This window comes from Enterobacter sp. DVT3837 (assembly GCF_056238685.1).
In genome coordinates this window covers 1,276,752-1,302,462 of the sequence record NZ_JBWDLA010000002.1, presented here as the reverse complement: position 1 = coordinate 1,302,462, position 25,711 = coordinate 1,276,752, and the positions used below count along the sequence as shown (strand labels likewise).

General features: G+C 50.7%; 29 protein-coding genes and 1 pseudogene. 18 read left to right on the top strand and 12 right to left on the bottom strand.

Going from position 1 to position 25,711, the window contains the following annotated elements; all coding sequences use genetic code 11:
- Window positions 1-5: 5 nt before the first annotated feature.
- The 9 genes and pseudogenes from AC0XWG_RS21255 to AC0XWG_RS21215 all read left to right on the top strand — a co-directional run bounded on the left by AC0XWG_RS21255 (window position 6) and on the right by AC0XWG_RS21215 (window position 6,530).
- Window positions 6-1,349 (top strand): DNA circularization protein, encoded by a 1,344-nt coding sequence (locus AC0XWG_RS21255; protein WP_475681031.1) that lies wholly within the window; start codon window positions 6-8, stop codon window positions 1,347-1,349.
- Window positions 1,346-2,404, top strand: a complete 1,059-nt coding sequence (locus AC0XWG_RS21250; protein WP_475681030.1) for a phage baseplate assembly protein — start codon at window positions 1,346-1,348, stop codon at window positions 2,402-2,404. The genes AC0XWG_RS21255 and AC0XWG_RS21250 overlap by 4 nt, the downstream gene beginning before the upstream one ends.
- The gene (locus AC0XWG_RS21245; protein WP_475681029.1) at window positions 2,404-2,937 is read left to right on the top strand and encodes a phage baseplate assembly protein V; all 534 of its coding nucleotides are present in this window, start codon (window positions 2,404-2,406) and stop codon (window positions 2,935-2,937) included. Before AC0XWG_RS21250 ends, AC0XWG_RS21245 begins: the two co-directional genes overlap by 1 nt.
- A 3-nt stretch (window positions 2,938-2,940) precedes the next feature.
- On the top strand, window positions 2,941-3,354 hold the full coding sequence (locus tag AC0XWG_RS21240) for a phage GP46 family protein (RefSeq protein WP_475681028.1): 414 nt from the start codon (window positions 2,941-2,943) through the stop codon (window positions 3,352-3,354).
- A complete protein-coding gene (locus AC0XWG_RS21235) occupies window positions 3,347-4,426 on the top strand; it encodes a baseplate J/gp47 family protein (protein WP_475681027.1) in 1,080 nt (359 codons plus the stop codon). Before AC0XWG_RS21240 ends, AC0XWG_RS21235 begins: the two co-directional genes overlap by 8 nt.
- Window positions 4,426-5,013, top strand: a complete 588-nt coding sequence (locus AC0XWG_RS21230) for a YmfQ family protein (RefSeq protein ID WP_063144566.1) — start codon at window positions 4,426-4,428, stop codon at window positions 5,011-5,013. The genes AC0XWG_RS21235 and AC0XWG_RS21230 overlap by 1 nt, the downstream gene beginning before the upstream one ends.
- Window positions 5,000-5,210, top strand: a pseudogene (locus AC0XWG_RS21225) (phage tail protein); the annotation flags it as partial. The gene AC0XWG_RS21230 and the pseudogene AC0XWG_RS21225, both read left to right, overlap by 14 nt.
- Window positions 5,211-5,428: 218 nt before the next feature.
- Window positions 5,429-6,094 (top strand): gp53-like domain-containing protein, encoded by a 666-nt coding sequence (locus AC0XWG_RS21220; RefSeq protein ID WP_475681127.1) that lies wholly within the window; start codon window positions 5,429-5,431, stop codon window positions 6,092-6,094.
- A 1-nt stretch (window position 6,095) separates the two neighbouring features.
- Window positions 6,096-6,530: a tail fiber assembly protein gene (locus AC0XWG_RS21215; RefSeq protein ID WP_475681026.1), complete on the top strand. Its 435-nt coding sequence runs from the start codon at window positions 6,096-6,098 to the stop codon at window positions 6,528-6,530.
- A 16-nt stretch (window positions 6,531-6,546) separates the two neighbouring features.
- On the opposite strand, the gene AC0XWG_RS21210 is transcribed toward AC0XWG_RS21215, so the two are convergent.
- The 7 genes from AC0XWG_RS21210 to rluE form a co-directional block, all read right to left on the bottom strand.
- The gene (locus AC0XWG_RS21210; protein WP_475681025.1) at window positions 6,547-7,563 is read right to left on the bottom strand and encodes an acyltransferase family protein; all 1,017 of its coding nucleotides are present in this window, start codon (window positions 7,561-7,563) and stop codon (window positions 6,547-6,549) included.
- Window positions 7,564-7,766: 203 nt separating this feature from the next.
- Window positions 7,767-8,345, bottom strand: a complete 579-nt coding sequence (locus tag AC0XWG_RS21205) for a BRO-N domain-containing protein (RefSeq protein WP_475681024.1) — start codon at window positions 8,343-8,345, stop codon at window positions 7,767-7,769.
- Window positions 8,346-8,923: 578 nt separating this feature from the next.
- Window positions 8,924-10,294 carry an adenylosuccinate lyase gene (gene purB, locus AC0XWG_RS21200; RefSeq protein ID WP_028019014.1) on the bottom strand — a complete coding sequence of 457 codons (1,371 nt, stop codon included), beginning with the start codon at window positions 10,292-10,294 and terminating at the stop codon, window positions 8,924-8,926.
- A gap of 19 nt (window positions 10,295-10,313) precedes the next feature.
- Window positions 10,314-10,943 carry a high frequency lysogenization protein HflD gene (hflD, locus tag AC0XWG_RS21195; RefSeq protein WP_028019013.1) on the bottom strand — a complete coding sequence of 210 codons (630 nt, stop codon included), beginning with the start codon at window positions 10,941-10,943 and terminating at the stop codon, window positions 10,314-10,316.
- Between the two features lie 27 nt (window positions 10,944-10,970).
- A complete protein-coding gene (gene mnmA, locus AC0XWG_RS21190; protein WP_128348826.1) occupies window positions 10,971-12,083 on the bottom strand; it encodes a tRNA 2-thiouridine(34) synthase MnmA in 1,113 nt (370 codons plus the stop codon).
- Between the two features lie 40 nt (window positions 12,084-12,123).
- A complete protein-coding gene (locus tag AC0XWG_RS21185) occupies window positions 12,124-12,597 on the bottom strand; it encodes an NUDIX hydrolase (RefSeq protein WP_028019011.1) in 474 nt (157 codons plus the stop codon).
- Window positions 12,598-12,606: 9 nt separating this feature from the next.
- On the bottom strand, window positions 12,607-13,260 hold the full coding sequence (rluE, locus tag AC0XWG_RS21180) for a 23S rRNA pseudouridine(2457) synthase RluE (RefSeq protein ID WP_128348825.1): 654 nt from the start codon (window positions 13,258-13,260) through the stop codon (window positions 12,607-12,609).
- A gap of 117 nt (window positions 13,261-13,377) precedes the next feature.
- Here rluE and icd point away from each other — a divergent pair, with 117 nt between their 5' ends.
- From icd to AC0XWG_RS21165, 3 genes are all read left to right on the top strand, one after another.
- Entirely contained in the window at window positions 13,378-14,628 is a 1,251-nt protein-coding gene (icd, locus tag AC0XWG_RS21175; protein WP_028019009.1) for an NADP-dependent isocitrate dehydrogenase, read from the top strand.
- Window positions 14,629-14,705: 77 nt separating this feature from the next.
- Window positions 14,706-15,053, top strand: a complete 348-nt coding sequence (locus AC0XWG_RS21170; protein WP_049007861.1) for a DUF1304 domain-containing protein — start codon at window positions 14,706-14,708, stop codon at window positions 15,051-15,053.
- A gap of 74 nt (window positions 15,054-15,127) precedes the next feature.
- Window positions 15,128-15,373, top strand: coding sequence for a DUF2543 family protein (locus tag AC0XWG_RS21165; protein ID WP_028019007.1), 246 nt, complete (start codon window positions 15,128-15,130; stop codon window positions 15,371-15,373).
- Window positions 15,374-15,666: 293 nt separating this feature from the next.
- Here the strand turns inward: AC0XWG_RS21165 and AC0XWG_RS21160 are convergent, their stop codons facing one another.
- Window positions 15,667-17,166: an EAL domain-containing protein gene (locus AC0XWG_RS21160; RefSeq protein ID WP_128348723.1), complete on the bottom strand. Its 1,500-nt coding sequence runs from the start codon at window positions 17,164-17,166 to the stop codon at window positions 15,667-15,669.
- A gap of 230 nt (window positions 17,167-17,396) precedes the next feature.
- On the opposite strand from AC0XWG_RS21160, the gene AC0XWG_RS21155 reads away from it, so the two are divergent.
- From AC0XWG_RS21155 to AC0XWG_RS21145, 3 genes are all read left to right on the top strand, one after another.
- Window positions 17,397-18,917 (top strand): EAL domain-containing protein, encoded by a 1,521-nt coding sequence (locus AC0XWG_RS21155; protein WP_475681023.1) that lies wholly within the window; start codon window positions 17,397-17,399, stop codon window positions 18,915-18,917.
- Window positions 18,918-19,030: 113 nt separating this feature from the next.
- Entirely contained in the window at window positions 19,031-20,515 is a 1,485-nt protein-coding gene (locus tag AC0XWG_RS21150; protein ID WP_475681022.1) for a sensor domain-containing diguanylate cyclase, read from the top strand.
- A gap of 285 nt (window positions 20,516-20,800) precedes the next feature.
- Entirely contained in the window at window positions 20,801-21,049 is a 249-nt protein-coding gene (locus tag AC0XWG_RS21145) for a GlsB/YeaQ/YmgE family stress response membrane protein (protein WP_028019003.1), read from the top strand.
- 129 nt (window positions 21,050-21,178) lie between these two features.
- On the opposite strand, the gene AC0XWG_RS21140 is transcribed toward AC0XWG_RS21145, so the two are convergent.
- Window positions 21,179-21,277, bottom strand: a complete 99-nt coding sequence (locus tag AC0XWG_RS21140) for a YoaK family small membrane protein (protein ID WP_014883431.1) — start codon at window positions 21,275-21,277, stop codon at window positions 21,179-21,181.
- A gap of 45 nt (window positions 21,278-21,322) precedes the next feature.
- Entirely contained in the window at window positions 21,323-22,351 is a 1,029-nt protein-coding gene (locus tag AC0XWG_RS21135; protein ID WP_049007916.1) for a sensor domain-containing diguanylate cyclase, read from the bottom strand.
- Between the two features lie 308 nt (window positions 22,352-22,659).
- Here AC0XWG_RS21135 and AC0XWG_RS21130 point away from each other — a divergent pair, with 308 nt between their 5' ends.
- Together AC0XWG_RS21130 and AC0XWG_RS21125 are read left to right on the top strand one after the other, a co-directional pair.
- A complete protein-coding gene (locus tag AC0XWG_RS21130) occupies window positions 22,660-22,914 on the top strand; it encodes a putative hemolysin (RefSeq protein WP_108090202.1) in 255 nt (84 codons plus the stop codon).
- A gap of 80 nt (window positions 22,915-22,994) precedes the next feature.
- Window positions 22,995-23,300, top strand: a complete 306-nt coding sequence (locus AC0XWG_RS21125) for a hypothetical protein (protein WP_028019000.1) — start codon at window positions 22,995-22,997, stop codon at window positions 23,298-23,300.
- Here the strand turns inward: AC0XWG_RS21125 and AC0XWG_RS21120 are convergent, their stop codons facing one another.
- Window positions 23,301-23,645: a DUF488 domain-containing protein gene (locus AC0XWG_RS21120; protein ID WP_475681021.1), complete on the bottom strand. Its 345-nt coding sequence runs from the start codon at window positions 23,643-23,645 to the stop codon at window positions 23,301-23,303.
- A 101-nt stretch (window positions 23,646-23,746) separates the two neighbouring features.
- On the opposite strand from AC0XWG_RS21120, the gene AC0XWG_RS21115 reads away from it, so the two are divergent.
- Complete coding sequence (locus tag AC0XWG_RS21115; RefSeq protein WP_128348725.1) at window positions 23,747-24,454, top strand: CTP synthase C-terminal region-related (seleno)protein; 708 nt, start codon at window positions 23,747-23,749, stop codon at window positions 24,452-24,454.
- 30 nt (window positions 24,455-24,484) lie between these two features.
- On the opposite strand, the gene AC0XWG_RS21110 is transcribed toward AC0XWG_RS21115, so the two are convergent.
- Complete coding sequence (locus tag AC0XWG_RS21110) at window positions 24,485-25,672, bottom strand: CynX/NimT family MFS transporter (RefSeq protein WP_475681020.1); 1,188 nt, start codon at window positions 25,670-25,672, stop codon at window positions 24,485-24,487.
- Window positions 25,673-25,711: the final 39 nt, after the last annotated feature.

Here is a 25,711-nt window from a genome sequence, read left to right as displayed (position 1 = left end):
ACTCTATGGCCTTTTTTTCTTCAAACGACTGGCGCGATCGTCTTCGTGATGCGTCGTTTCGCGGCGTACCCTTCTCGGTGGAAGACGATGAAGGTTCATTTGGGCGCCGTGTTCAGGTACACGAATACCCCAATCGTGATAAACCGTTCACGGAGGATTTAGGACGGGCAACGCGCCGGATGACCATTAATGCCTATCTTGTGGGTGATGATTACGCCGATAAGCGCGATCGTCTTATAGGCGCTATTGAAACCGCCGGGCCGGGTACGCTTGTCCATCCTCAGTATGGAGAAATGCAGGGCAGTATCGACGGACAGGTAAGGGTCACGCACAGCAGTGCCGAAGGGCGCATGTGCCGCGTTTCCTTCCAGTTCGTGGAAAGCGGCGAGCTTTCTTTTCCTGTGGCGGGGATGGCGACGGCACAGCGCCTCACACAATCAGGCGGCCTGTTTGATGACGCTATCGAAAGCATGTTTTCTGCTTTCTCACTCTCCGGCATCGCTGATTTTATTCAAAATGACGTACTGGCCGACGCAGCCGCGATGCTCGGCGATGTTGCCGACGCGTTCCGGATGGTTGATTCCGGCGTCTCAGCGGCGATGCGACTGCTGCAGGGGGATTTGTCAGTCATTCTGATGCCGCCCAGCGCAGCCAGTGATTTCGTGAGAGCGCTGCAAAAAGCATGGCGCGCCGGTGACAGGCTTACAGGCGATACTTCAGACCTGGTGACAATGATAAAAACCATGTCCGGTGTAACCCTTGAGCCAGGGCTGGCGCCACGGGGAACCTGGCCGACAGAACCCGGTTCCGTTGGGATGCAGAAATCCCGCAGTAATATGGTTGCTGCAGCGATCCGTTCCACGGCAATCAGCACGGCATCCCAGACCGTCGCCACACTGGCACAGCCGAAAACCATCGTGGCGCCGCAGGGGCAAACCGGGAAGTTAACCGGCGGTGCATCAACTAACGATATCATCAATATTTCACATCCCGCGCTGGACGGCTCGGGCAGTACGACGGTGAAAGAAGATCCGCCCACGTGGGACGAATTAACTGAAATTCGCTCGGCACTGAATTCAGCTATCGATCAGGAGCAGCTGCGCATCACCGACGACAGGATTTTTCAGCAAATCACTGTGCTCAGAACGGACCTGAACCGGGATATTTCTGCACGTCTTGCACAGGTGGAAATCACGGCTGAGCGCACTCCCCCGGAGGTTCTCCCTGCGCTGGTGCTGGCGGCGGGCTGGTATGACGACGCGGCGCGGGAAGATGACATTCTCACCCGTAATGTGGTTCCCCATCCGGGTTTTGTGCCTGTTAAACCTCTGAGGGTACCGGTCCGATGAACAATACCGTTTTTTTACGTGTGAATGGCCGCGAGTGGGGCGGCTGGACATCTTCCCGCATCAGCGCGGGGATTGACCGTGTTGCCCGTGATTTTAACGTGTCGATCACCCGTCGATGGCCTGGCAGTGATGGTGTGCCGCAGATTAAAAACGGCGACCGCGTTGAGGTGATGATAGGTGATGACCTGGTGATTACGGGTTGGGTTGAGGCGTTACCGCTACGCTACGATGCAACGGCAATCACCATGGGGATCGTTGGCCGCAGCAAAACAGCAGACCTTATTGACTGTTCGGCGGCGCCAGCACAGCACAATGGTAAAAATCTTTTCCGTATCGCCAGCGCGCTTGCTAAACCGTTCGGTGTGGACGTCGTGGACGCAGGTACACCTGCGACTGCAGTCATTGACGCTCAGCCGGAACACGGTGAAACGGTGGTGGAGTGTCTTAACCGACTGCTGGGGCAGGTGCAGGCGCTGGCCTACGATGATGCACAGGGCAGGCTGGTGCTCGGTAAGCCAGGGGCTGAGAAAGCGGCCACGGCGCTTGTACTGGGAGAAAATATTCTTTCGTGCGATACAGAGCGCAGTGTCCGCGATCGGTTTTCCAGCTACCTGGTCACCGGCCAGCGCCCCGGCACAGATGACGATTTCGGTGAAGCAACGATCGCCGCCATTCGACAGAGCACAACAGATACCGGAGTGACCCGCTACCGCCCGCACACCGTCCAGCAGTCCGGCCCCGCGACGACGGACAGTTGCAAATCCCGCTGTGAGTTTGAGGTCAGACAACGTGCCGCAAAAACGCGTGAAACCACGTACACGGTTCAGGGATGGCGGCAGGGCAACGGCGAACTCTGGCGGCCAAATCTCTCGGTCATTGTCTACGACCCGTTGAATGGTTTCGATAACGAAACGCTTGTGATCGCCGAAGTGACATACATCAAAGACAACAACGGCACTACGTGTGAAATCCGCGTAGGGCCTGCTGACGCATACCTGCCAGAACCGGCTGCGCCGAAGAAAAAGAAAAAAACATCGGGAGGCTCAGAATTCTGATGGCTGGATCTTCTCTTCAGAACGTTGTCACGCGCGCTGTTATCACTGCGCTTGATACTGCAAAAAAATGTCAGGCTGCCGGTCTTCGGCTGATCGCCGGCGAACTGAAAGAAAACGTGGAACACCTGGAGCCGTACGGCTTTACGTCCGCTGCGCAAAATGGTGCAGAAGCCGTGATGCTGTTTCCTGGTGGCGATCGTTCCCACGGTGTTGCCGTGGTGGTCGCTGACCGGCGGTACCGTCTGAAAGGCCTGGCACGCGGAGAAGTCGCCATTTACGACGACCAGGGGCAGTCGGTAACGCTGACCCGTGCCGGGATCGTTGTCAACGGTGGCGGTAAACCGATAATTTTTACCAATGCTCCTAAAGCCCGTTTCGAAATGGCTATTGAGGCCACCGGCGAGATAAAAGATCTCTGCGATGGCGCGGGCAAAACGATGTCCGCTATGCGCACGACATATAACGGGCATACCCACAAAGAAAATGGCGACGGCGGCGGTACGACGGATAAACCAAACCAACCGATGAGCTAAATCATGATCCTCTATGTCAACGGGCTCCTGAAGGAGTCCACGGACCCACTCGACCTTTTAACACGTTCTGTCGTTATTTCTCTTTTTTCGTGGCGGCGCGCCGAGAGCGACGACCGTACACCAGACCCCTACGGCTGGTGGGGTGATACCTGGCCGACGGTACAGAACGATCGCATCGGCTCCCGCCTGTACCTGCTGAAACGCCGGAAGCTCACTAATAAAACTCCACAGGATGCACGCGAGTATATGCAGCAGGCGCTGGCCTGGATGACCGAGGACGGCGTGGCCGCACGCGTTAACGTAACCGCAGAACGTACCGGGATCGATACGCTGGCGGCGGGGATAACGATCTACCAGCGTGACGGCACCATTCACAACATTACTTTTGATGACATCTGGAGTGAACTCGATGGCTGACAGTCAATTTTCACGGCCTGAACTCCCGCAACTAATAGCCACCATCCGCAGCGATTTGCTGACGCGCTTCCAGGAGGATGTGCTCTTACGCAGGATGGATGCAGAAGTGTACGCGCGGGTGCAGGCCGCTGCAGTTCATACCCTCTACGGCTATATCGATTATCTGGCGCGCAATATGTTGCCCGATTTGTGCGATGAGGACTGGTTATACCGGCACGGAAGAATCAAGCGCTGCCCCCGAAAGGATGCCATGGCCGCGGCGGGATATGTGCGCTGGGATGGAATCAGCGGAACGCCGACGCTTCCCGCCGGTACGCAGATACAGCGTGATGACCAGGTGACCTTTACTACCACGCAAACCGTGAAAGCGGCAGGTGGCGTGTTGCGCGTGCCGCTGGCGGCTGATAGCCCTGGAGCAGCAGGAAACACTGATGACGGCATTGCCTTACGCCTGGGGACGCCGATAAGTGGCATCCCATCTACTGGTTATGCCGATACGGTGGTGGGCGGCGATGACATAGAAGAGCTGGAGACCTGGCGCGCCCGCGTAATGGAGCGCTATTACTGGATCCCTCAGGGTGGTGCTGACCCGGATTATGTCATCTGGGCCAAAGAGATTGCGGGTATCACCCGGGCGTGGACACTGCGCCACTACAAGGGAACCGGAACCGTAGGCGTCATGGTGGCAACCGGCGACCCGACGCACCCGGCACCGGGCGATGATCTTGTTCAGGCTGTCCGTAACCATATTCTGCCACTGGCTCCCGTTGCAGGCGCAGGTCTTTTCGTTTTCGCGGCTACTGAAAAAGTTATTCCGATGACGATCGCGCTGGCGAAAGATACCGCAGAAATCCGCGCAGCCGTAACCGCTGAGCTGAATTCTCTGATGTTGCGTGATGGTGTTCCTGACGGAAAAGTTTACCTGTCACGCATCAGCGAAGCGATCAGCCTGGCAACGGGTGAGGTCGCTCATCAGCTGCGAGCGCCGGTTGCAGACGTTGCGCTGGGATCTACCGAATTGCCCGTTGTTGGCACCATCACCTGGGCAACCTATACGGAGGCGAGCAGCTGATGGCAATGCAGGATGAGTATGAGCAACTCCTCTACAGGTTGCTTCCGCCAGGTCCGGCATGGGAGGGGGAAAACCCACTGATAGAAGGCCTTGCCCCGTCGCTTACGCGCGTGCATCAGCGTGCAGATGCGCTGATGAAGGAAATCGACCCGGCGCAGACAACAGAGCTGATTGACCGGTATGAAACCGTCTATGGCCTGCCAGACTCCTGCACGCCGGACGGTGTGCAATCGCTGGTCCAGCGTCAGCAACGTCTGGATGCAAAGGCCAACGTGGCAGGCGGAATCAATGAACAGTTCTACCGTAACCAGCTGGACGCGCTGGGTTATACCACCGCGACGATTGAACAGTTTCAGAACCTCGACAGCAGCCCCGATCCGGAATGGGGAGAATTCTGGCGTTATTACTGGCGCGTAAATATCCCTGCTGACGCCAACGTTAACTGGCAGACCTGCACCAGTGCGTGCAACTCCGCAATCAGAACCTGGGGCGACACGGTTGCAGAGTGCGTAATCGAAAAACTTGCACCGTCACATACTGTCGTCGTTTTTGCTTACCCGGAAGGAACAGATAATGCATCGAATTGATACACCTACTGCCCAGGCCGATAAATTTGGTCAGGGCAAAAATGGTTTTACTAATGGTGACCCGGCCACCGGCCGCCGTGCAACAGACCTGAACAGCGATATGTGGGATGCCGTTCAGGAGGAGATCTGCACGGCTATAGAGTCAGCAGGACTGACGCTGGATAAAACAAAACATGATCAGTTGTATCAGGCGATCGTAAAAATAATCACTTCAAAAATACCTGATGCCTTGCTGAGGCAAAACAATTTATCTGATGTAGTGGATAAAGCACTGGCACGCGGTAATTTGGAACTTGGTTCAGCTGCAACAAAAAATGTTGGCACGAACCGTGGAGACGTTCTTCAGCAAGGAGCTTGGGGAATTGGTACTTCAGTTCAGGATAGCGCTGCGGGAAGTACGCACGTCAGCAAGTTTATGTATGAACCTTTCCAGTCTGGAACATTGTACCCGGATAGCGTTTGCATTATTCAGAGCGGGGGACCAACACCGACCGAGTGGGGGCAGATTGCTATAAGCTATGGTGCCAATTTTAGAATATTTGCAGGGCATGGTATTTATAATAACCAGCCAGAAATAACTGAGCTCTATCACGACAAAAGGAAACCAACATCCAGTGATGTAGGAGCATATCCTATAACAGGAGGAAAACTGAATGGTAATTTGCAGGCAATTGGATATGTTCAGAGTGGTAAAGGTTATGATGTTGTGTCATCGCAAGATATTTGGGCAGCAAGGTCTATCTACGAGAATGGTCTGCGTGTATATAGCCCTAACAATAAGCCTTCCACAGCATCGTTGGCGGTAAATGGTTGGGAAAAAGATCTTGCAACTGGCGTTATTACTCAATGGGGAAGGGGGCTGTATAGTGATGGGCAATTAGTAAATTTTCCGATTGCATTTCCGAATGCTGCCTTTGCAGTATCGATTTCATCTAATCCTTATGATAATGCTGCTTTGGCAGAATTAGCTCAGGCTTACCCAGTTAGTAACAGTCAGTTTAGAACTGGCTGTGCAACGTTCAGTGGTGGCAATTTTGTTTCAAGCTCATTGAATTGTACTTGGATAGCAAAAGGATATTAAGATGAAATATTATTATAGCGCTAAGAATAATGCGTTCTATCCAGCTAAGCTAGTATCTTCCTATGAGGATTCCGGGTCATGGCCAGAGGATGCAATAGAGGTCGATGATGAGGTTTATAATGAGTTTTCTGCTGAGATTACACCAGAAGGAAAAGTGCGTATAGCAGGGGAGAGCGGCATGCCTGTCTGGGACGATTTTTCCCCTCAGTCCAAGGAATTAGTGGTTGCTTTTGCTGAAAATAAAAGGCGTCAATTGTTGAATAACGCAACTTCGGTGATCACAATGCTACAAGATGCTGTAGATCTAGGCATAGCGACAAACCAAGAAGTAAATTCATTGCTGGAGTGGAAAAAATATCGGGTGTTACTAAGCAGAGTTGATGTTTCCGCTACTAGAGATATTATATGGCCGGAAGAACCAAAAGATGCGGGCTGAGCCCGCAATAATAAAATCATGCTATTCTTAATATCATGTTTTTAATTTTTTTATTATTTTCAACGAAGTGGTAACATGCGGCAGCCATAGCTGTATTTAATACTCCCAGCAAAACCCATATTTGCCAATGAGGAAGCATAGCCAATGAATCATGGTGCAATGTTATATATATCATAATGGGTAATTGCATTAGATAGAAAGAATAACTTATCTTCCCAAGATACACGAAAGGTTTAGTGAGTTTAGTTATACTAAATTCCATGCAAGACAAGCAGTAAATAATGCTACTTGTAAATAACACTGTAATGTAGTTATTTCTCATCCATCCTTCGTTATGTTTAGGAGATAAGAAAAAAAGTGCCAGTATGGAGATAAACAAAATCGTATATTTAAATCTGGTGATTTTAAACCCAGATGTAAATAAACACCCTAAAGCTATGCCAATAGTGAATTCTGGTAGTCGATGAATCGGGCTAATATAGTATTGCGGGAACTCAGTACTTCCACTTATTTGCAATGAAATGGGGATGATAAGTGATGTGGCAATGTAAGATATTATAAGTGTAGTATATGGATTGTTTTTGATGATTGAAAAAAGGAGAGGGAATACTAAATAAAAAAACATTTCTGTAGAAACTGACCAAGAGCCTCCAAAATGCCATGCATTAAATGTTGATGGAAACCAAGACTGCGAACTGGTGAAGTATAGGAATAAGTAAGATAATATTTTTTTAAAATCATACTCAAAGAGAAAAGGTAAGGATACTATACCCATCATAATGTAAGCTGGATAAATTCTTGCGATTCTCAGTGAGAGGTATCTTTCTTTTATTCCACTACGAGAGGCCCAGGCCAACACAAAGCCGGAAAGGACAAAGAAAAAAGTCATTCCGATCGCCCCATTTTTAATAATATTCGAGATCCATTGTGGAGCAGTTAGGGGATATCTTATATTACAATGGAAAATAAAAACATAAAAGGCTGCTACAAACCTGAAAATGGTTAGCCCATAAAGCTCTTGACTTTTTACCATCAGTTTTTCTCATATAAAGAATTAGATTGAAACATTGTACAATGAACCATTAGAGATTGTAAGCAGAGGGATGTATAAGGAAGAATCGACTGTAGGCTTTCAGCAATGAAATCACGTATTTCTGCAGAATATTTGACAACTCTTCACTGCTTAATGCTAACTGAGCAGCCTCGCTATATGCAATAGCGGGCTGCCCTGTGTGGTTAAGGTTGCATCCAGCGATCACGGGCACGCCGTGCGATGGCGATCATTTTTTGTATCTCACCGAGTGTGAATTTTTCTGCTTCATCGCACGGCATAACAACATAGCCAGAACGGATCACATGTTCCAGACATGAATCTGGGGTCATGATCACTTCGCCAGGCATAAGAGGGTGGCAGGCCACGGGCAGGCCGTTTTCGAAATAGGTGATAACAGAGTAATTCTGTCGAGCCGAAGCCTGACTCGCCTGATGAGCAGATTCCATTATTTCATTATCAAGGACGTCTAAGACCCACCTACGGAATTCTTTTGCGACCGGAGTTCTGGCAAACATGGCGATCAGGTGGGCGCCGCGCAGGGAGAAAACGCGATTTTCACGCTGAACGCCTTTGGTGGTCAAATTGACCACCAAAGCCATACCGTCCGTAAATTCGTCAGCGTGTCGTGTGTGTATGCGGAGCACTGATTTATCATCAGCATATTCCAGTGCGGATGCTATATCGGCAGCGGTTAACCAAATCTGGTTATTGTGCGTTACTACGGAAAAATTATGGTCATGGAATGAGAGCTGAGTAGTCATAGTGACAACCTCAAGTGGTTACTGGTTTAACCACCACTACTGACGCCAATCAGGGTGGTGAACTGTGCAGGGTTGGCGTAACCGGGTAACCACCGGCGCGGATTTCTCCGCCCCCACACAGCCCACCATAATGCGGAGATGTGACTATGCAAGCGACAATAAAAAACACGCTCGCGGCGTGTCGTTGTCGCGGTTACCATCCGGAACGCCAATTCCGGCACCAGATTTTGCTGGTGCAGGGCGAGTATGGGAAAAAATCATTTTCATGTCAACGGCGGTTAAAAAAGTTCTCAATATCCAGTGAAAAAATGCCACGAAAATGAGTCGATTTTGGGGGCAAATTTGGGGGCAAAACTGCTCTGGGGGCATGATTTGGGGCGATAAAATGACCCTTATTGTCCGATAATGTCCGCACTACAATTTCAGTAAACCACTGAATGATAAGTAACTTATTGTTTTAGTGTTGATTGTAATTTTCGTTGTGCAGTCTAACGCTGATTATGTTGTTGTGGGGATAAACATTTAGTAAACCGGGGGAAAGCAACCCTCTTTCCGGGCGGAAAGAGGGTAGAGGGCCTTTACTTCAGTTCATCAACCATGGTGATGGCGCGACCAATGTAATTCGCCGGGGTCATCGCTTTCAGGCGGGTTTTCTCTTCTTCTGGCAATGCCAGACTGTCGATAAACTGTTTCATGCCTTCAGCGTCAACGCGTTTACCGCGAGTCAACTCTTTCAGTTTCTCGTACGGTTTTTCGATACCGTAACGACGCATCACGGTCTGGATTGGCTCAGCCAGAACTTCCCAGTTGTGATCCAGTTCGTCCAGCAGACGGTCACGGTTCACTTCCAGTTTGCTCACGCCTTTCAGGGTGGACTGGTAAGCAATCAGCGCGTAGCCAATGCCCACACCCAGGTTACGCAGAACGGTGGAGTCTGTCAGGTCACGCTGCCAGCGGGAAACCGGCAGTTTGCTTGCCATATGTTGCAACACGGCGTTCGCCAGACCCAGGTTGCCTTCAGAGTTTTCGAAGTCGATTGGGTTCACTTTGTGCGGCATGGTAGAAGAACCAATTTCACCGGCGATGGTTTTCTGTTTGAAGTGGTTCAGCGCGATGTAGCCCCACACGTCACGATCGAAATCGATCAGAATGGTGTTGAAGCGGGCGATGCAGTCAAACAGTTCGGCGATGTAGTCATGTGGCTCAATCTGGGTAGTGTACGGGTTCCACTGAATACCCAAAGAGGTGACGAACTCTTCGCTGAACTGATGCCAGTCCACTTCCGGGTATGCGGCGATGTGGGCGTTATAGTTACCGACCGCACCGTTGATTTTACCCAGAATTTCAACCTGTTCCAGCTGACGATACTGGCGCTCCATACGGTACGCGACGTTCGCCATCTCTTTACCCATCGTGGATGGGGTAGCTGGCTGGCCGTGGGTACGGGAGAGCAGCGGAATGTCGCGGTATTCCACGGACAGCGCTTTTACCGCGTCGATGATTTTACGCCAGTAAGGCAGTACCACATCTTTGCGTGCGGTAGAGAGCATCAGCGCGTGAGACAGGTTGTTGATATCTTCTGATGTGCAGGCGAAATGAATGAATTCAGATACGGCATGCAGAGCAGGCACAGCAGCCACTTTCTCTTTCAGGAAATACTCAACCGCTTTCACGTCATGGTTGGTGGTGCGCTCGATGGTTTTGATACGCGCGGCATCTTCTTCGTTGAAGTCAGCAACGATTTTATCAAGGTAATCGTTTGCCTGGGCGTCAAAAGCAGGAACTTCCTTGATTGCTGCCTGGGCGGCTAGCTTTTGCAGCCAGCGTACTTCAACCTGAACACGGAACTTCAGCAAACCATATTCGCTGAAGATCCCGCGCAGCGCGCTGACTTTATCGCCATAGCGTCCATCGACAGGGGATACGGCGGTCAGTGAGGATAATTCCATAATTCGCAACTCCGGGAGGTTAACAATGAGCAAGAATTTGTTTTGCCTGAGTAGTCAGGCGATTACGAGAAAACATTAACTGCAGGCGGCCGCCGCCAACCTGATGCCACAGCACAGCGGCGCGGATCCCGGCCAGCAGGGAGGCACGCACTTTTGCCTGGACCTGAGGGCTTTGCAGAACAGCAGGGGAACCGGTGACCTGAATACGCGGGCCAAGTGGGCTAATGACGTCAACATAAATGGCAGCCATGGCACTCAGCAGCGTTTCGGACTGCAGATCAAAATGGTCGAGCTGACGTTGCAACCCGGCAATGCGGTCACCAAGCGTATTGAGTGCACCTTTCGCTGCGCTCAGTTTACGCTCAAGCACCATCAGGCTTAACGTGTAGCGGGTCAACTCTGCGTTTAATCCCTGACGGCTACTGGCGTTCAGCACGCCAAGCAGGGTTTCAAGACCGAGACGAAGATTAGTTTCACTCCCACCGAAGACACCCAGGGTTGAGCCGGGGTTGAGGTCGATAACGCTGTTGAGTGAAACGTGCAGCGCATCAGCGTCGCAATGACCCTGATGCGCCAGCTGTTGCACCAGACGGGCAGACTGGCAAATTCCCGCCAGTGCCAGGGTGATGTCATAGTAGTTCTTCGCCACACGGTCTCCTTTATGTGTGCAATCGTGTTAAACAGCGGTCAGCGGCAGGCGCTGTTCAATGATCCCGCCACCCAGGCAGATTTCGCCGCTATAGAAAACAGCAGACTGACCCGGGGTGACAGCAGCAACAGGCTCGTCGAATCGCACGTCAATGCGATCGTCATCGAGCGCGGTAACAGTGCAAGGAATATCGGTCTGACGGTAGCGCGTTTTCACCGTGCAGCGCAGCGTGCCTTTCAGCGGTTCGCGATCGACCCAGTGCAGCTGTTGCGCGATCAGGCCAACGGACATCAGACGCGGGTGGTCGTGACCCTGAGCGACAACCAGAATATTGTTTTCGACATCTTTGTCGACCACGTACCACGGATCTTCGCTACCTTCTTTCGTCCCGCCGATACCCAGGCCTTTACGTTGGCCTAAGGTGTGGTACATCAGCCCCTGATGCTGGCCAATCTCTTCCCCGTCGACGGTAACAATTTTACCTGGCTGCGCAGGCAGGTAACGCCCCAGGAAATCGCGGAATTTGCGCTCGCCGATGAAGCAGATACCGGTAGAGTCTTTTTTCTTCGCGGTGATCAGGTCCAGCTCTTCGGCGATTTTACGCACCTGCGGCTTTTCCAGCTCGCCGACCGGGAACAGGCTTTGAGCGATTTGCTCGTGGCTCAGCGTATAGAGGAAGTAACTTTGATCTTTGTTACCGTCCAGGCCGCGCAGCAGCTGGCTTTTGCCATTCACATCGGCACGACGCACGTAGTGACCGGTCGCAATGAAGTCTGCGCCCAGATCTTCCGCCGCGAATTCCAGGAAGGCTTTAAATTTGATCTCTTTGTTGCACAGAATATCCGGGTTTGGCGTACGGCCTGCTTTGTACTCTTCCAGGAACAGTTCAAAAACGTTGTCCCAGTATTCTGCGGCAAAGTTAACGGTGTGCAGTTCAATGCCGAGCTTGTCGCATACGGCCTGCGCATCGGCGAGATCCGCAGCGGCAGTGCAGTATTCCTCGCCATCATCTTCCTCCCAGTTCTTCATGAACAGGCCCTCCACCTTATAGCCCTGTTGTTGTAACAGGTAGGCGGAAACGGAGGAATCGACACCGCCGGACATGCCGACGATTACTTTTTTCTGGCTGTTATCTGACATGGAATACTCACGACATTGAACTTCAAGGCGGCGTATTCTATCACGCCCCCCCACCATTGACACCCTCTGTAAACGGCCAGTTAAATTCTCCGATGACATCCAGCGGTAAGCGGCCAGAAGACTGCCAGCAGCGAATGCTTTCCGCAACCAGCGGCGAGCGCAGGTTTGGCGCGTTCAGAATCTCGTCAGCAGTGACCCACAGGCAGCGGTCGATATCATCATCCTGCGGCTCTGTGGCGCACATTTCGTTAAGCTCAACGGCGAATAAAAAGCGCAGGAAAGGCGTGTGGTCAGGCGCTATCCACTGGTGCAGGCGGATGAAGTGCTGAGGTTCGGCATGGATCCCCGTCTCTTCCCACAGCTCGCGTTTTGCGGCCTGCACCAGCGTTTCGTTTTCTTCGAGGTGTCCTGCGGGCTGGTTCCATAAGGCTTTGCCGCCAATCGTCTCCTCGACGACCAGGAATTTACCTTGCGCGTGAACGACACAGGCGACAGTGACATGAGGTTTGAACATAGTGACTCCTTAGGAGGTAGCGTCCCGCCATTCACCGTTAGCCAGGCTCTCCAGCGAGTAGTTGCCCATGGCGTAGCGAATCAGGCGCAGGGTAGGGAAGCCAACGTGTGCGGTCATGCGCCGAACCTGACGGTTTCGGCCTTCATAAAGGGTAATTTTGAGCCAGCTTGTCGGAATGGATTTGCGTTCGCGAATGGGCGGGTTACGCGGCCACAGCCACTCCGGTTCATTCACGCGTTCAATACCTGCCGGCAGAGTTGGACCGTCATTCAGCGTGACGCCGCTGCGTAATGTTGCCAGCGTCTCTTCATCCGGTTCACCTTCTACCTGTACGAAGTAAATTTTACCCGTGCGCTTCCCCGGCTGCGTAAGCTTCGCCTGTAGGGCTCCGTCGTTAGTTAAGACCAGTAGGCCTTCGCTGTCACGGTCCAGACGCCCGGCAGCATAGACGCCCTGGACTGGAATGTAATCCTTAAGCGTGCTGCGCCCGGCTTCATCAGTGAATTGCGGCAAAACATCGTAGGGTTTATTGAACAAAATAACCCGCTTCGGCTGGCTTTCTTGCGGTCTTCTGGCGGCTTGTCGCGAGCTGAATCGCTCAACCCGGTGTTTTGTAAAAGAAGTTTTCTTCATGGTATTTTCAGGCTCTATCAATTGCCGCATTATAGCCTAATAACGAAGACCTTTCATGGCGTCGGACAATCAGGTACTATCGAAGGGCTCATTACAATTTATTAACATAAGATCAGTAACAACCAGAAGCGCTCGAAGGAGAGGTTAATGGAAAGCAAAGTAGTTGTTCCGGCGGAAGGTAAAAAGATCACCCTGCAAAACGGCAAGATTAACGTTCCTCACAATCCGATTATCCCGTTCATCGAAGGTGACGGTATCGGTGTAGACGTTACCCCGGCAATGCTGAAAGTGGTTGATGCCGCTGTTGAGAAAGCCTACAAAGGCGAGCGTAAAATTTCCTGGATGGAAATTTACACCGGTGAAAAATCTACTCAAGTTTATGGCCAGGACGTCTGGCTGCCAGCGGAGACGCTGGACCTGATCCGCGACTACCGCGTTGCTATTAAAGGCCCACTGACTACACCTGTCGGTGGCGGTATCCGTTCTCTGAACGTTGCACTGCGTCAGGAGCTGGACCTGTACGTGTGTCTGCGTCCGGTTCGTTACTACCAGGGCACACCAAGCCCGGTTAAGCACCCTGAACTGACCGACATGGTTATCTTCCGCGAAAACGCAGAAGACATCTACGCAGGTATCGAATGGAAAGCTGACTCTGCAGACGCAGAAAAAGTGATTAAATTCCTGCGCGATGAGATGGGCGTGAAGAAAATTCGCTTCCCTGAACATTGCGGTATCGGTATCAAGCCGTGCTCCGAAGAAGGCACCAAGCGTCTGGTACGTGCGGCCATCGAGTACGCCATCACCAACGACCGTGACTCTGTGACCCTGGTTCACAAAGGCAACATCATGAAGTTCACCGAAGGCGCGTTCAAAGACTGGGGTTACCAGTTGGCGAAAGAAGAGTTCGGTGGTGAGCTGATCGACGGCGGCCCGTGGCAGAAAATCAAGAACCCGAACACTGGCAAAGAGATCATCATTAAAGATGTGATCGCCGATGCGTTCCTGCAGCAAATCCTGCTGCGTCCTGCTGAATACGACGTGATCGCCTGTATGAACCTGAACGGTGACTACATTTCTGATGCCCTGGCTGCACAGGTTGGCGGTATCGGTATTGCCCCGGGCGCGAACATCGGTGACGAGTGCGCCCTGTTCGAAGCGACTCACGGTACTGCACCAAAATATGCAGGCCAGGACAAAGTGAACCCAGGTTCTATCATCCTGTCCGCAGAAATGATGCTGCGCCATATGGAATGGTTCGAAGCCGCAGACCTGATCGTTAAAGGCATGGAAGGCGCTATCGCTGCCAAGACCGTGACCTATGATTTCGAACGTCTGATGGACGGCGCTAAGCTGCTGAAATGTTCAGAGTTTGGTGACGCGATTATCGCGAACATGTAATCCAGATTCTGGGTTAAACAAGAGCGGGGGCCTGAGGGTTCCCGTTTTTTTTACCTCTGCCTGCAGGAGACAACACGATGTTAGCCACTGTCCTTATCGCTGTCGTTGCATTCATCCATCTCTACATTCTTGTGCTGGAAATGTTTCTGTGGAACACCGAAACAGGGCACAAGGCTTTTAATCTGCGTCCCGATTTTGCGCGCGACACCCGCGTGCTGGCCGCAAATCAGGGGCTGTATAACGGTTTTCTGGCGGCGGGTCTGCTCTGGAGCCTCTGGCTCGGTGAAAAGGGCGTTCATGTGGCCATCTTCTTCCTGACCTGCGTGCTGATCGCCGGGCTCTTTGGCGCAGCCACCGCCAGCCGAAAAATTTTATATGTACAGGCCGTGCCCGCTTTCGCTGCGCTGCTTGCGTTACTCATCTGAAGCAATGCTTTGGTTGAGGTAAGGCGTCCGATATACTGATGGCTTTACCCTTACAGGTTAGCAACGAGATAGTTATGAATAACGATATCCCACTGAAATATTATGATATTGCCGATGAGTACGCGACGGAAGCCGCAGAGCAGGTCGCTGAATCAGAGCTCGATGCGCTGGCACATTATTTCCAGCTGCTGCTCACCCGTTTATCAAATAACGAGGAGATCAGCGAGGAAGCCCAGCAGGAGATGGCCACTGAGGCCGGGATCCGTGCTTCCCGCATTGATGATATTGCGAATTTCCTCAATCAGTGGGGGAATGAATAGTCTTCCTCAAAAGCCATTATGCTGATGCTTTGCTATGCAGCTCAGCATCACGCTATCAGACCACATGCATTTTTTACGCAGAATATGTGAAGCGGGGGCGTCGATAAACAACGCGAAAATAACGGTCAGACAGAAAAGTACCACTGGTAATAGTAAGGATAATTTCACGTTTTTAACCAAAATAAGAGTGTGCTTCAGGGTAATCTACCGTCTGATTGTTACAACTATATGTTTTTGGGCGAGGAATGAAAATGCCTGATCCGAAAAAACATGGGCACGCCAGACATCAGTGGCTACCGCGCGACTCCGACAAGTTTCTGCGCCAGCTCACTACGGGTCAGTGATTTTGAGAAATACCATCCCTGAACCAGGGCATCGGGATATCTGTCGGCAATAAAACGATATTGTATTTCATTCTCTACCCCTTCAAAAACAAGGGATTTATTCAGTCGGGCAAGGGCATCACTAAAAATAACAAAGATGTTCTGCTTATAATGTTCACTGATGCCATCGACCAGCGATTTGTCGATTTTGATTTCATCATATTCCAGAAGTGACAGTCTGGCCAGATTTGAATTTTGCACACCAAAATCATCTATTGATACCTTTATGCCAAGAGATTTTAATTCCCGACAGAATTCTTCAAGAATATCTACAGTGGAAACGGCCTTTTCAGAGAGTTCGATTTTTATCAAGGAGAGTGGAATGCGATGAATTAAACACGCGCGACGTAAGATAGCAATGAATTGCCCGTCTTCGATTTCCGTTCGGCCAACGTTGAGTGAGACGACCAGTTGATGTTTTGTTGCAAGTGGTGCAATTTCTAAAAGGGATTTTTCGATAATATTAATGTAATATTTTCTATACAGGCCAATCTTCTTGATTAATGGAATAAAAAGCTCCGGGGAGACATCACCGTGTTTTTGATCGTGCCATCTCGACAGAACCTCAATGCCCACTATTTTTTTATCCTGAATTCGAATGATTGGCTGATATTTAACACTGATGGTATTGGTGATGACAGCCTTGACCAGCGTTCGTTCGAGAGAAAAACGGTCTTCATAAATGCGGAAGAAAAAGAACGTTATCGCTACCCAGATAAAATACAAAATGACCACAAGAAACGTAAACACAACGGGAGATAGCGAAGCAAGCCCTGCGTTGTGATGTTTCACAATGACGCATAAATCCCAGAAAGCGCTGCACTGCGTGAGGGTGATGGTAAACAATGTCGAATGCAGCAAGTCCTGTTGCTTAAACGCAGGGGTGGTCGAAAAGAATGTTCTGCCAAAGTCTTTGGTGGTTGCACTCAGAGAGTAACTCGCTGTAACCGGAGAGAATTTATCGTAAGCGTAGCGGGAGGTGAAGATAATAATGTTATGATAAATTGCCGCGTTACCTGTAAAAAACTCTTTTTTGTCAAACTGGGCCAGAAGAAAGCCCCTTGGGGTTTTATGCAGTTCTGCAGGAAGTGCAACAGGAGTAGCGAGTTTACCCCAAAAAGCAGTACAGACTATTTTTCCTTTCTCTATGAATCCGACGTCACCAAAATAGAGACTGTCGAGTTTTATTTGCCTGTAACTATCAAGACTGGTTTTATCACATCCCTGTGTAGTGATGCTTTTGAGAGCCAGTGCCACGTTTTGGGACAGGTCTTCTGAATATTGTAAAAGCGTATGGGAAATCTCAAGCTGTTTGCTCTTCTGCTGGCTAACGATAACCGCATTGACCGCATAAAGAGACAGGACGACCAGAAGCGTTGAAATGATAGCAACAGCAATGATCTTTTTCATTTTCCCGTTATCCTGTCTGCTCCCTCATTTTACAAATCCTAACACAGACAGGACCAGGCACAAGCCTGATAGTCACGCCCGTTGATCACATTCAGAACGATAACTCATGCAAAAGCATCAGTTTTTTAAGATAGCTTTTGACTAAGCTATTTTTAATGCTATATGCAACGCTGAGTTAAACATAGCGCCTTTTTCAGGAACCCTACTTGTTTTTGTGGTAAGGAAAAATCATGCGCAACCTTATGATGCCCATCCTCTGCGCTTTATTTCTCTTTCTGAGTGGCATGTTAATTATTAACTGGCAGTTATGGCATATGGCTACACTCGGTTACACCCATACCGCCGCCGCAAGCACTCAAAAAATAGATAATATTCTTGCTGAAGCTGTCAGTGCCGCCAATACCGCTAAGCATGTTGCTGCACAAGGATGTACCCGTGACGGACAGCTGGAGCTGGGGACAGAAGCCGCACTGAAACCGCATCTGCGTGCCGTGATGATTCAGCAGCAAGGCCAAATCATTTGTACCTCACTGCCGGGAAATGGCGTATTAATTGTTCGTCCTCAAACGTTACCCAACGAAACATTGATGCTGTTACCGGGTAATCGACTGGTGAATGGTATTCCGGTTCTCATTTTCCAGATGCCGATCGCGGATGGGCGCGTGATTGTCAGCGTAAGTGACGCACATTTGCGGGATGTGATTGCAAGCGCAACAAATAGCGCTGACATGGCGTTGGTTGTAGGTGAAAGAATGCTTGCGCGCACCGGTGATGTGACGGACTGGAAAGCCGCCTCATGGGCAGGGGCGTTAACGGCATCGGCACATTTCCCGTTTAGCGTGGTCTGGCAGCCACCCGCTTTTTTCAGTCTGACGCGATTACTGCAACAAGGATGGAGCCTGATACTGCTCATTCTCGCATTGTCCATTACGGTTGGATTTTTGATCCGCCGTTACAAGGGGAAAAGCTCCTCATTTGAAGACGATCTGCGGAAAGCCATTTTGCACGGAGAGATCGTTCCTTATTATCAGCCGATCGTCAATGGTGATACCGGTGGGCTGTACGGTGTTGAGGTATTAGCAAGATGGAAGCATCCAAAATCGGGTTTTATCCCGCCGGATGTTTTCATTCCGATTGCGGAACGGAGCGGTTTGATTATTCCTCTGACCAAAGGGTTAATGGCGAAGGTGGTCAACCAGCTAAAGCCGCTTCTGCCTAAGCTACCAGACGGGTTTCACATCGGGGTTAACATCAGCGCCAGACATATCAATGCACCTTCTTTTATTGGTGACTGTCGTGTCTTCGGAAAGGGGTTTCAGGGGAAAGAAGTTAAACTGGTCCTCGAGGTGACGGAGCGTGAACCGTTGATCGATAATCCTCATCTTGTGGAAAATCTCAACACGCTACATAACGCTGGCTTTGTCATTGCACTGGATGATTTTGGGACGGGCTATTCAGGGCTTTCGTGCCTTAATGCGCTGGCCATTGATTATATTAAAATTGATAAGAGCTTTGTGAACCGGGTCTCTGAGGAGAAGGATTCAACGATTCTGCTGGACTGCGTCATTGATCTGGCTAAAAAACTGTCATTGCGCATTGTGGCTGAAGGCGTAGAAACGAGGGAGCAACTGGAGTATCTCAACCGTAATGAGATTACCCTTTTGCAGGGATACTATTTTGGTAAGCCCGTCTCCTATATTGACTTTATTAAAGTCATTTTATCTAAGCCCAGGGAGACTATGAGTTTGTAAAATGCAATTAAGGCCAGCTTCTGTTGTATGCTTAAGTGCAATTCATTTTCCTCTTATCCTGAGCTTTGTTACAGTGACAAGAGTTGTCAGCCAGGGATGTCAGGCGTGATAAGGTGGAAAAGCTCGTGCATGTAAAAAATACTTTCTACACAACAACCATTACCGTCATCATTGTCTCATTGATCATCTCGCTTTCGCTTGCTGTCCAAATTAGCACATCCAGACAGCAGTCAATCCAGCAAATTAATACCAGCGTTGCCAACCTGAGTCATACCCTGGATGTGTATACTGAGGGGATCATGCGCCAAAGCGAAATGCTGATTACGACTGTATCCGACATAATCGAAATTTATGGCATGACCCCACAACAGGCGACCAATATCCAGCGGATGATAAGCAACCAGGATAATCTCCTTACCCAGATTAATAATGTGGTTGTTTACGATGTCCGGGGCGAACTCTTTACCGCATTGCACGAAACTTTTTCTGGCCCCCGGAAAGGAGCGGACAGGGCTTTTTTTATCTACCACAAGAATAATAAGAGTCAGCAGATTTTTATTGGTGAGCCTGTGGTAAGCAGAACTAATGGTAAATGGGTTATCACCATTAGCCGACGCCTTGAAACCCATACCGGAGCGTTTAATGGTGTCGTCGTTGTGACACTGGGCATCGAAAACTTTCTGGCGCTCTACGGGCAGATTAATATTGGTCATTCTGGCGTCATTGGCTTAACGACACAGTCAGGCGTCTTGCTGGTCCGTTATCCCTTTAAAAATAACTATATTGGCGCGATTGTCTCTGATTCGCCTCTCTTCAGAAAATATCTCAAGGTACAAAATACCGGGATCGCCAGTTCTATTTCCCGGTTTGATAAAATCGAACGCATTTATGCCTATGAGAAAAACACACGTTACGGACTGGTCACCACGGTGGCCGTCAGCACCGATGAAGCACTCTCTCCCTGGCGCAAGCAGGCTATTCAGCTTGCCGTTCTTATTTTCGTTTTTACCGTAATACTCATTGTGGCGTCGTATTTCCTGTATTCGGATTTATCACGAAAAACCAGAGATAACAAAGAGCTGAAGATTATTGCCTCTGAAGATGCGCTGACGGGGCTTTTCAACCGCCGCAGTTTTGATGAAAAAATACTCTCGGAAATTGCGGGTTGCATAGCGCGCGGTGCGCCGATTTCGGTGCTGATCGTGGATGTGGATTACTTCAAAAAATACAATGATAACTATGGCCATCCTGAAGGGGATCGGTGCCTGGCTCTACTGGGAGACACTCTCAGGAAAAGTCTTACCCGTGATAACCAGATTGTGGCGCGGTATGGCGGGGAGGAGTTTGCGCTGATCTTACCTGATGCAGATATCCAGGAGGCGCGGCGTATTGCTCAGACGATTATTCGCAATGTCTTCTCTTTACAAATTGAACATGCGTTTAGCCCTTTTGGGCGGGTAACGGTAAGCGTAGGGGTCTCCACTGCACGTGCTGTAGAAATAGCCGGTAGCCAGCAGAGTATTATCATTGCTGCAGACCAGGCGCTTTATCAGGCAAAACGCGGCGGCCGTAACCAGTACGCTTTTGTTGGGGTATGAGCAGAAAAAAAAGCCCACTCAAGAGTGGGCAAGAAATACTGGAAGCAATGTGAGCAATGTCGTACTGAATACTTGAGTCTTTTACTCAACTACTCAGTGTTGAGAAAGATAATCTTTCTCAACAAAAGATGCAACCCCACAATTTATGTGAAACGCTCTTTTTTGTTGGTGAATAAACAGACGCTCTCTCACTGTGATGCTTATCACAAATTTTCTTTCTCTGATCCTGTGCTATTCTTTTTGTGTCGTTGATTTAATGACAAAAACCATACAGAGAGGAAAGTTATGGGAATTTTATCCTGGATTATCTTTGGGCTTATTGCGGGTATTCTGGCGAAGTGGATCATGCCGGGCAAAGATGGCGGTGGGTTTATTGTTACCGTAATACTGGGGATTGTCGGCGCGGTCGTCGGCGGCTGGATCAGTACGCTGTTCGGTTTTGGCAAGGTCGATGGCTTTAACTTCGGCAGTTTTGTCGTTGCAGTGATTGGTGCGCTGGTTGTTCTGTTTGTCTACAGAAAAATCAAAAGCTAAATCTGAACGCGTTGAAAAAGGCTGCCAGAGGGCAGCCTTTTTTACGTAGCGGGTTTACCACCAGCCGAGCTGTGTACCGGCAAAAGCCCCAATGGCAACGATCAACATAATGAGGGTTGTTTTTCTCATTTATGCCCCCGGTGCTGCGTAACCACCGACAAAAAACCACGCCAGAAAAACCACAGCCGTTATAAAAATAACGACCGGGAAGAGGATCCCTATTCTCATATCATCACCTGTTTCGGTTTCTATAACGCCGTAGAGTGTACGGGGTTAATCCATAGTGAGAAAGCGTGTTTTGCTTTTTCCTTTCTTATCCTGATACATCGCGATATCAGCGGCGTGTAACGCACTGTCCGGATCGGTTACGTCAGGATCAACTTCGATAACGCCAATGCTGGCTCCCGGGTAAATGATATGGACACTGCCCAACCAGTATTCACCCGCAATGCAGGCGCTGAGGCGTGTTTTTAGCAGGTTTATCTGCGTGCTATCACCTTCATTGCCCGTTTTGCTCAGAGAAGCCACCAGGAACTCATCGCCGCCCAACCGGCCAATGATATCGTCCTGCTGTTTTTCTTCCGTCAAACGCTTGCCCACTTCAACCAGGAACTGGTCGCCAGCTTCATGCCCGTAACGATCGTTAATCAGTTTGAAATCATTCAGGTCAATAAACGCGATGATGGCATTACGTTTAAGGTGTCGCGCCAGAGAAAACAGGGTCGTCAGATCCTCAAAAATGGCTCGACGGTTGGGTAAGCGGGTAAGGGCATCGGTATAAGAGTGCGCGATGAGCGCGGCATTGGCTTCCCGAAGCTGGGCCACCAGAGACTCTTTCTGAATGTACTGGGCAATCAACCCGGCGAACAATTTCAGAACCTGTTCGCCGCGCTCGCTGAGCGGTTTCTTTGCCGTGCTGGTGGCGCAGAGCGTTCCGTAAAGTGAACCATCAGCAAGATGAACAGGAATACTCATGTAGGTGGTAATGCCAAGCGCTTTCGCAGCCTCGCAATCAGGCCAACGTTCAGGAACATCATTGCTGAATAGCGTGTTGCTATCCAGTGCGCGCTTACACAGTGTTTCATCCCATGGAACACTCAGTCCCTCCGGGATCTCCATCTGCTTGCTGTTGCGGGCATAGAGAATATGCTGCAGTCGTGCTTTGATATCGACCTTCGTCAGGTAAGTCGACTCCATATCGGTCACAATCTCCAGCATCTCCAGCAGCTGACGAACGAGACTTTCAAGGGATTGTTCAGTGGCGAGGGTTTCTGAAACACGGGCAAGGATGATATCCGACATGACGTAGAATGACTCCCATGCAGAAGGCGTCTGCATCTGCATGTTATGCTGAATTTTTAGACTTCTGGCATAGTAAAACATGAATATAGAAAATTTAATATATGCGGGGGGAGAGGCGCAGGCGAAAAAAAGCCCCGTTGTTGAGACCGGGGCAAAGACATCTTGATTACGGAATGATGTTCTCTGGTCATGTTGAGAACACGCCACACTATAGCGTTGAAAAGTGCAGTTAAAATGGAGAAACCATGGAGAAAGCGCGAGTGACCCGTTACCCTTACACTATTGATGATGTCAAAAGGATCAATAAGATGAGATTTCTGCTTCTGGCGCTGGCACTTCTCCTGGCCGCCTGCACCACCAAAACACCACCACCTGATGCCCCGAAACCGCCTCACGTTGTCGGTATGGCAAACCCGGCCTCCGTTTATTGTCTGGAGAAAGGCGGGGAACAGATCCCTGTTCAAAGCCCACAGGGTGTCCGCACGGAGTGCAAGTTACCGGGTGGCGAAGTGATCGATGAATGGACGCTTTATCGTCGCGATCATCCGCAACCCACCAGGTGACAATGACATATTGACTGCGATACACTTCTCTTTAGGATTATTCTTAGCCAGTTTCTGGCCACCTTTACCGTGAGAGAAGTATGTTTCAGCTTAAACCGGGCAGCATGGCGATGATCATCGGTGCCCGCACAGCCTCTGGCCGTCGCAATATTGGTAAATCCGTTGAATTGTTTGGTCTTTGCCAGCCCGGCTTGCGTTTCGTTAACCCGGTCAATGGCGTTATGACGGAACTGCCCGCGACGGCGGATCGCGCGCTATGGCTGGTAACGGGAGATGTCTACGCCTTTGACAATCAGCACGGCTTTGCATTTGTTCGCCCTGAACACCTGATGCCGCTTACCCCGGATGAAACACCGCAAACCCTTGATGAGCTGATGATCGACTGATTACAGATGGCGCAGCCAGTCGGCTAATACCAGGGCATGATTTTGTGTCTTATCTTTTGCGCCGTAGAGCAGGGTGACGGTCTGCTTTTTTGCCCGCGCCGACAGGCGCATTCCTTCCTCTTTGTGCTGCGCCAGCTCTTCACGATAGGCCTTACTGAAGGCTGCGAAATCAATGTCTTCTCCGTGAAAGGCCTTGCGTAATTCATTTGATGGCGTGAGCGTTTTACACCATTCATCATACGCGAGGTCCGTTTTTTTAACCCCTCGCGGCCAGAGCCTGTCAACCAGAACCCGATAACCATCGTCCGGGCTTGCCTGCTCATAGACGCGTTTGCATTGAATCATATTTCCACCCTCCTAATTTAAGGTATTGTGATAATTGCAGAAGATCGGTAGTCTGAGGTTCCTTATGTTATCTGATAATTCCCTGGCATAAGGAACCTTTCATGGAACACCTCCCGGTAAAAACGACGCTGCGCATTGCGCTGGTTGGCGATTACAATCCTAATGTTATTGCACATCAGGCGATTCCGCTGGCCATTGACGACGCCGCAGCAGTCCTCGACCTCACCGCCGATTACGACTGGCTTGCCACGACCGAACTTACTAGTCCTGAAGATCTGGTAGGGTACGATGCCATCTGGCTGGTTCCTGCAAGCCCCTATAAAAACACGGAAGCTGCCTTTATCGCTGCACGCTATGCCCGTGAAAACAGCATTCCGTTCCTCGGTACCTGCGGTGGGTTCCAGCATGCGTTGATTGAGTATGCCCGTAACGTATTGGGCTGGAGCGATGCGGCACATGCCGAAACGGATACCGAAGGCACCATGGTGATTGCACCGTTGGCCTGTTCGCTGGTGGAAAAAACCGATGCCATTGAGCTGCGTAATAACACGCTGATCGCGAAAGCCTATGGTAAGCCGGAAATTGAAGAGGGCTATCATTGTAACTATGGCGTATCGCCGGCGTTTGCACAGGCGCTTGAAAACGGTGATATGCGCGTGACTGGCTGGGATGAGCAGGGTGAGATCCGCGCTGCAGAGTTGGTTACCCACCCCTTCTTTGTGATCACCTTATTCCAGCATGAGCGTGCGGCACTGGAAGGTCGCCCGGTGGTACTGGTACAGGCGATGCTGCGCGCGGCGCGCGGCTAAAAAAGCAGGCCCAACGGCCCGCCACAATGTTTAACGGGGCGTGATCTCCCGGTCACGCCCGGCGAGCATACCGCAGACAGCCATGGCTACCGCAGCCAACGCACAGCCCAGAAGCGGGATGCGCCAGTCTCCCGCAGTATCGTGAATTTTTCCCATCAGCGGTGGACCGCAGGCAGCGAGCAGATAGCCAATTGACTGCGCCATACCGGATAACGCCGCCGCCTGGTGTGCAGAGCTGGCGCGCAGGCCGATGAACGTCAGGCCGAGGATCATCGTTGCGCCGGTGCCAAAGCCGAACACCAGTGTCCACAGGACTGCCATCTCAGGTACGAACCACAATCCTGCCGCGCTGACTGCACACATGAGGGCCACAACCCCGGCGATTATCCGCTGATCCTTCAGACGGTGGAGGATCAACGGCACAGCAAGACCAGGTACGGCGGTGGCGAGCTGTAACAGACCATGCACCGAGCCGGCCTGTGCTTCGCTGTATCCGTGGCTGAGTAATATCGCCGGCAGCCAGCCGATGATAACGTAGTAAATCAGCGAGTTAATCCCCAAAAACAGCGTCACCTGCCAGGCGAGAGCAGAGCGCCAGATCGCGCGATTATGCAACGCCCCAGCGCCCGTTACCGTCGCGACGTGTTTTTGACGCCACTGTGGCAGCCAGAGCAGCAACGCGATCAGCGGAAACACCATCAGCATCAGCAGTGCGCCATGCCAGCCAGCGTCACCTTGTGCCAGAGGAACAATCAGCGCAGAGCCTAACGCCGCAGAGACCCCCATCGTCAGGGAATAGGCCCCGGTGAGACGGGCTACCTGACCTGGAAAATCACGTTTAATTAATCCCGGCAGCAGAACATTCCCCAGCGCAATACCGCAGCCAATCACCGCCGTACCCGTGAAAAGCAACGTTGCCGAGGGCAGGGAGCGAACCGCAATCCCGGCGCAAATCAGCAGCAGGGCGATAAACAGGCTTCGCTCCATGCCGATACGCCGGGCGACACCTGCGGCGAGCGGGGAGACAAGCGCAAAAGCCAGCAGAGGCAGGGTGGTCAGCAGACCGGTTTGTGCCGTGCTTAAGCCATAATCAAGGCGAATAGCGTCGAGCAGCGGGGCTGCCCCGGTGAAGGTAACGCGCAGCGTGGTGGCAATCATCAGGATGCCTGCAATCAACAGCGCGCTTTGTTTTCCAGAGATGCGAATAGCAGTTGTCATTGTGTTCTCATACGTTCAAGCGAGGGCACACAATACCGA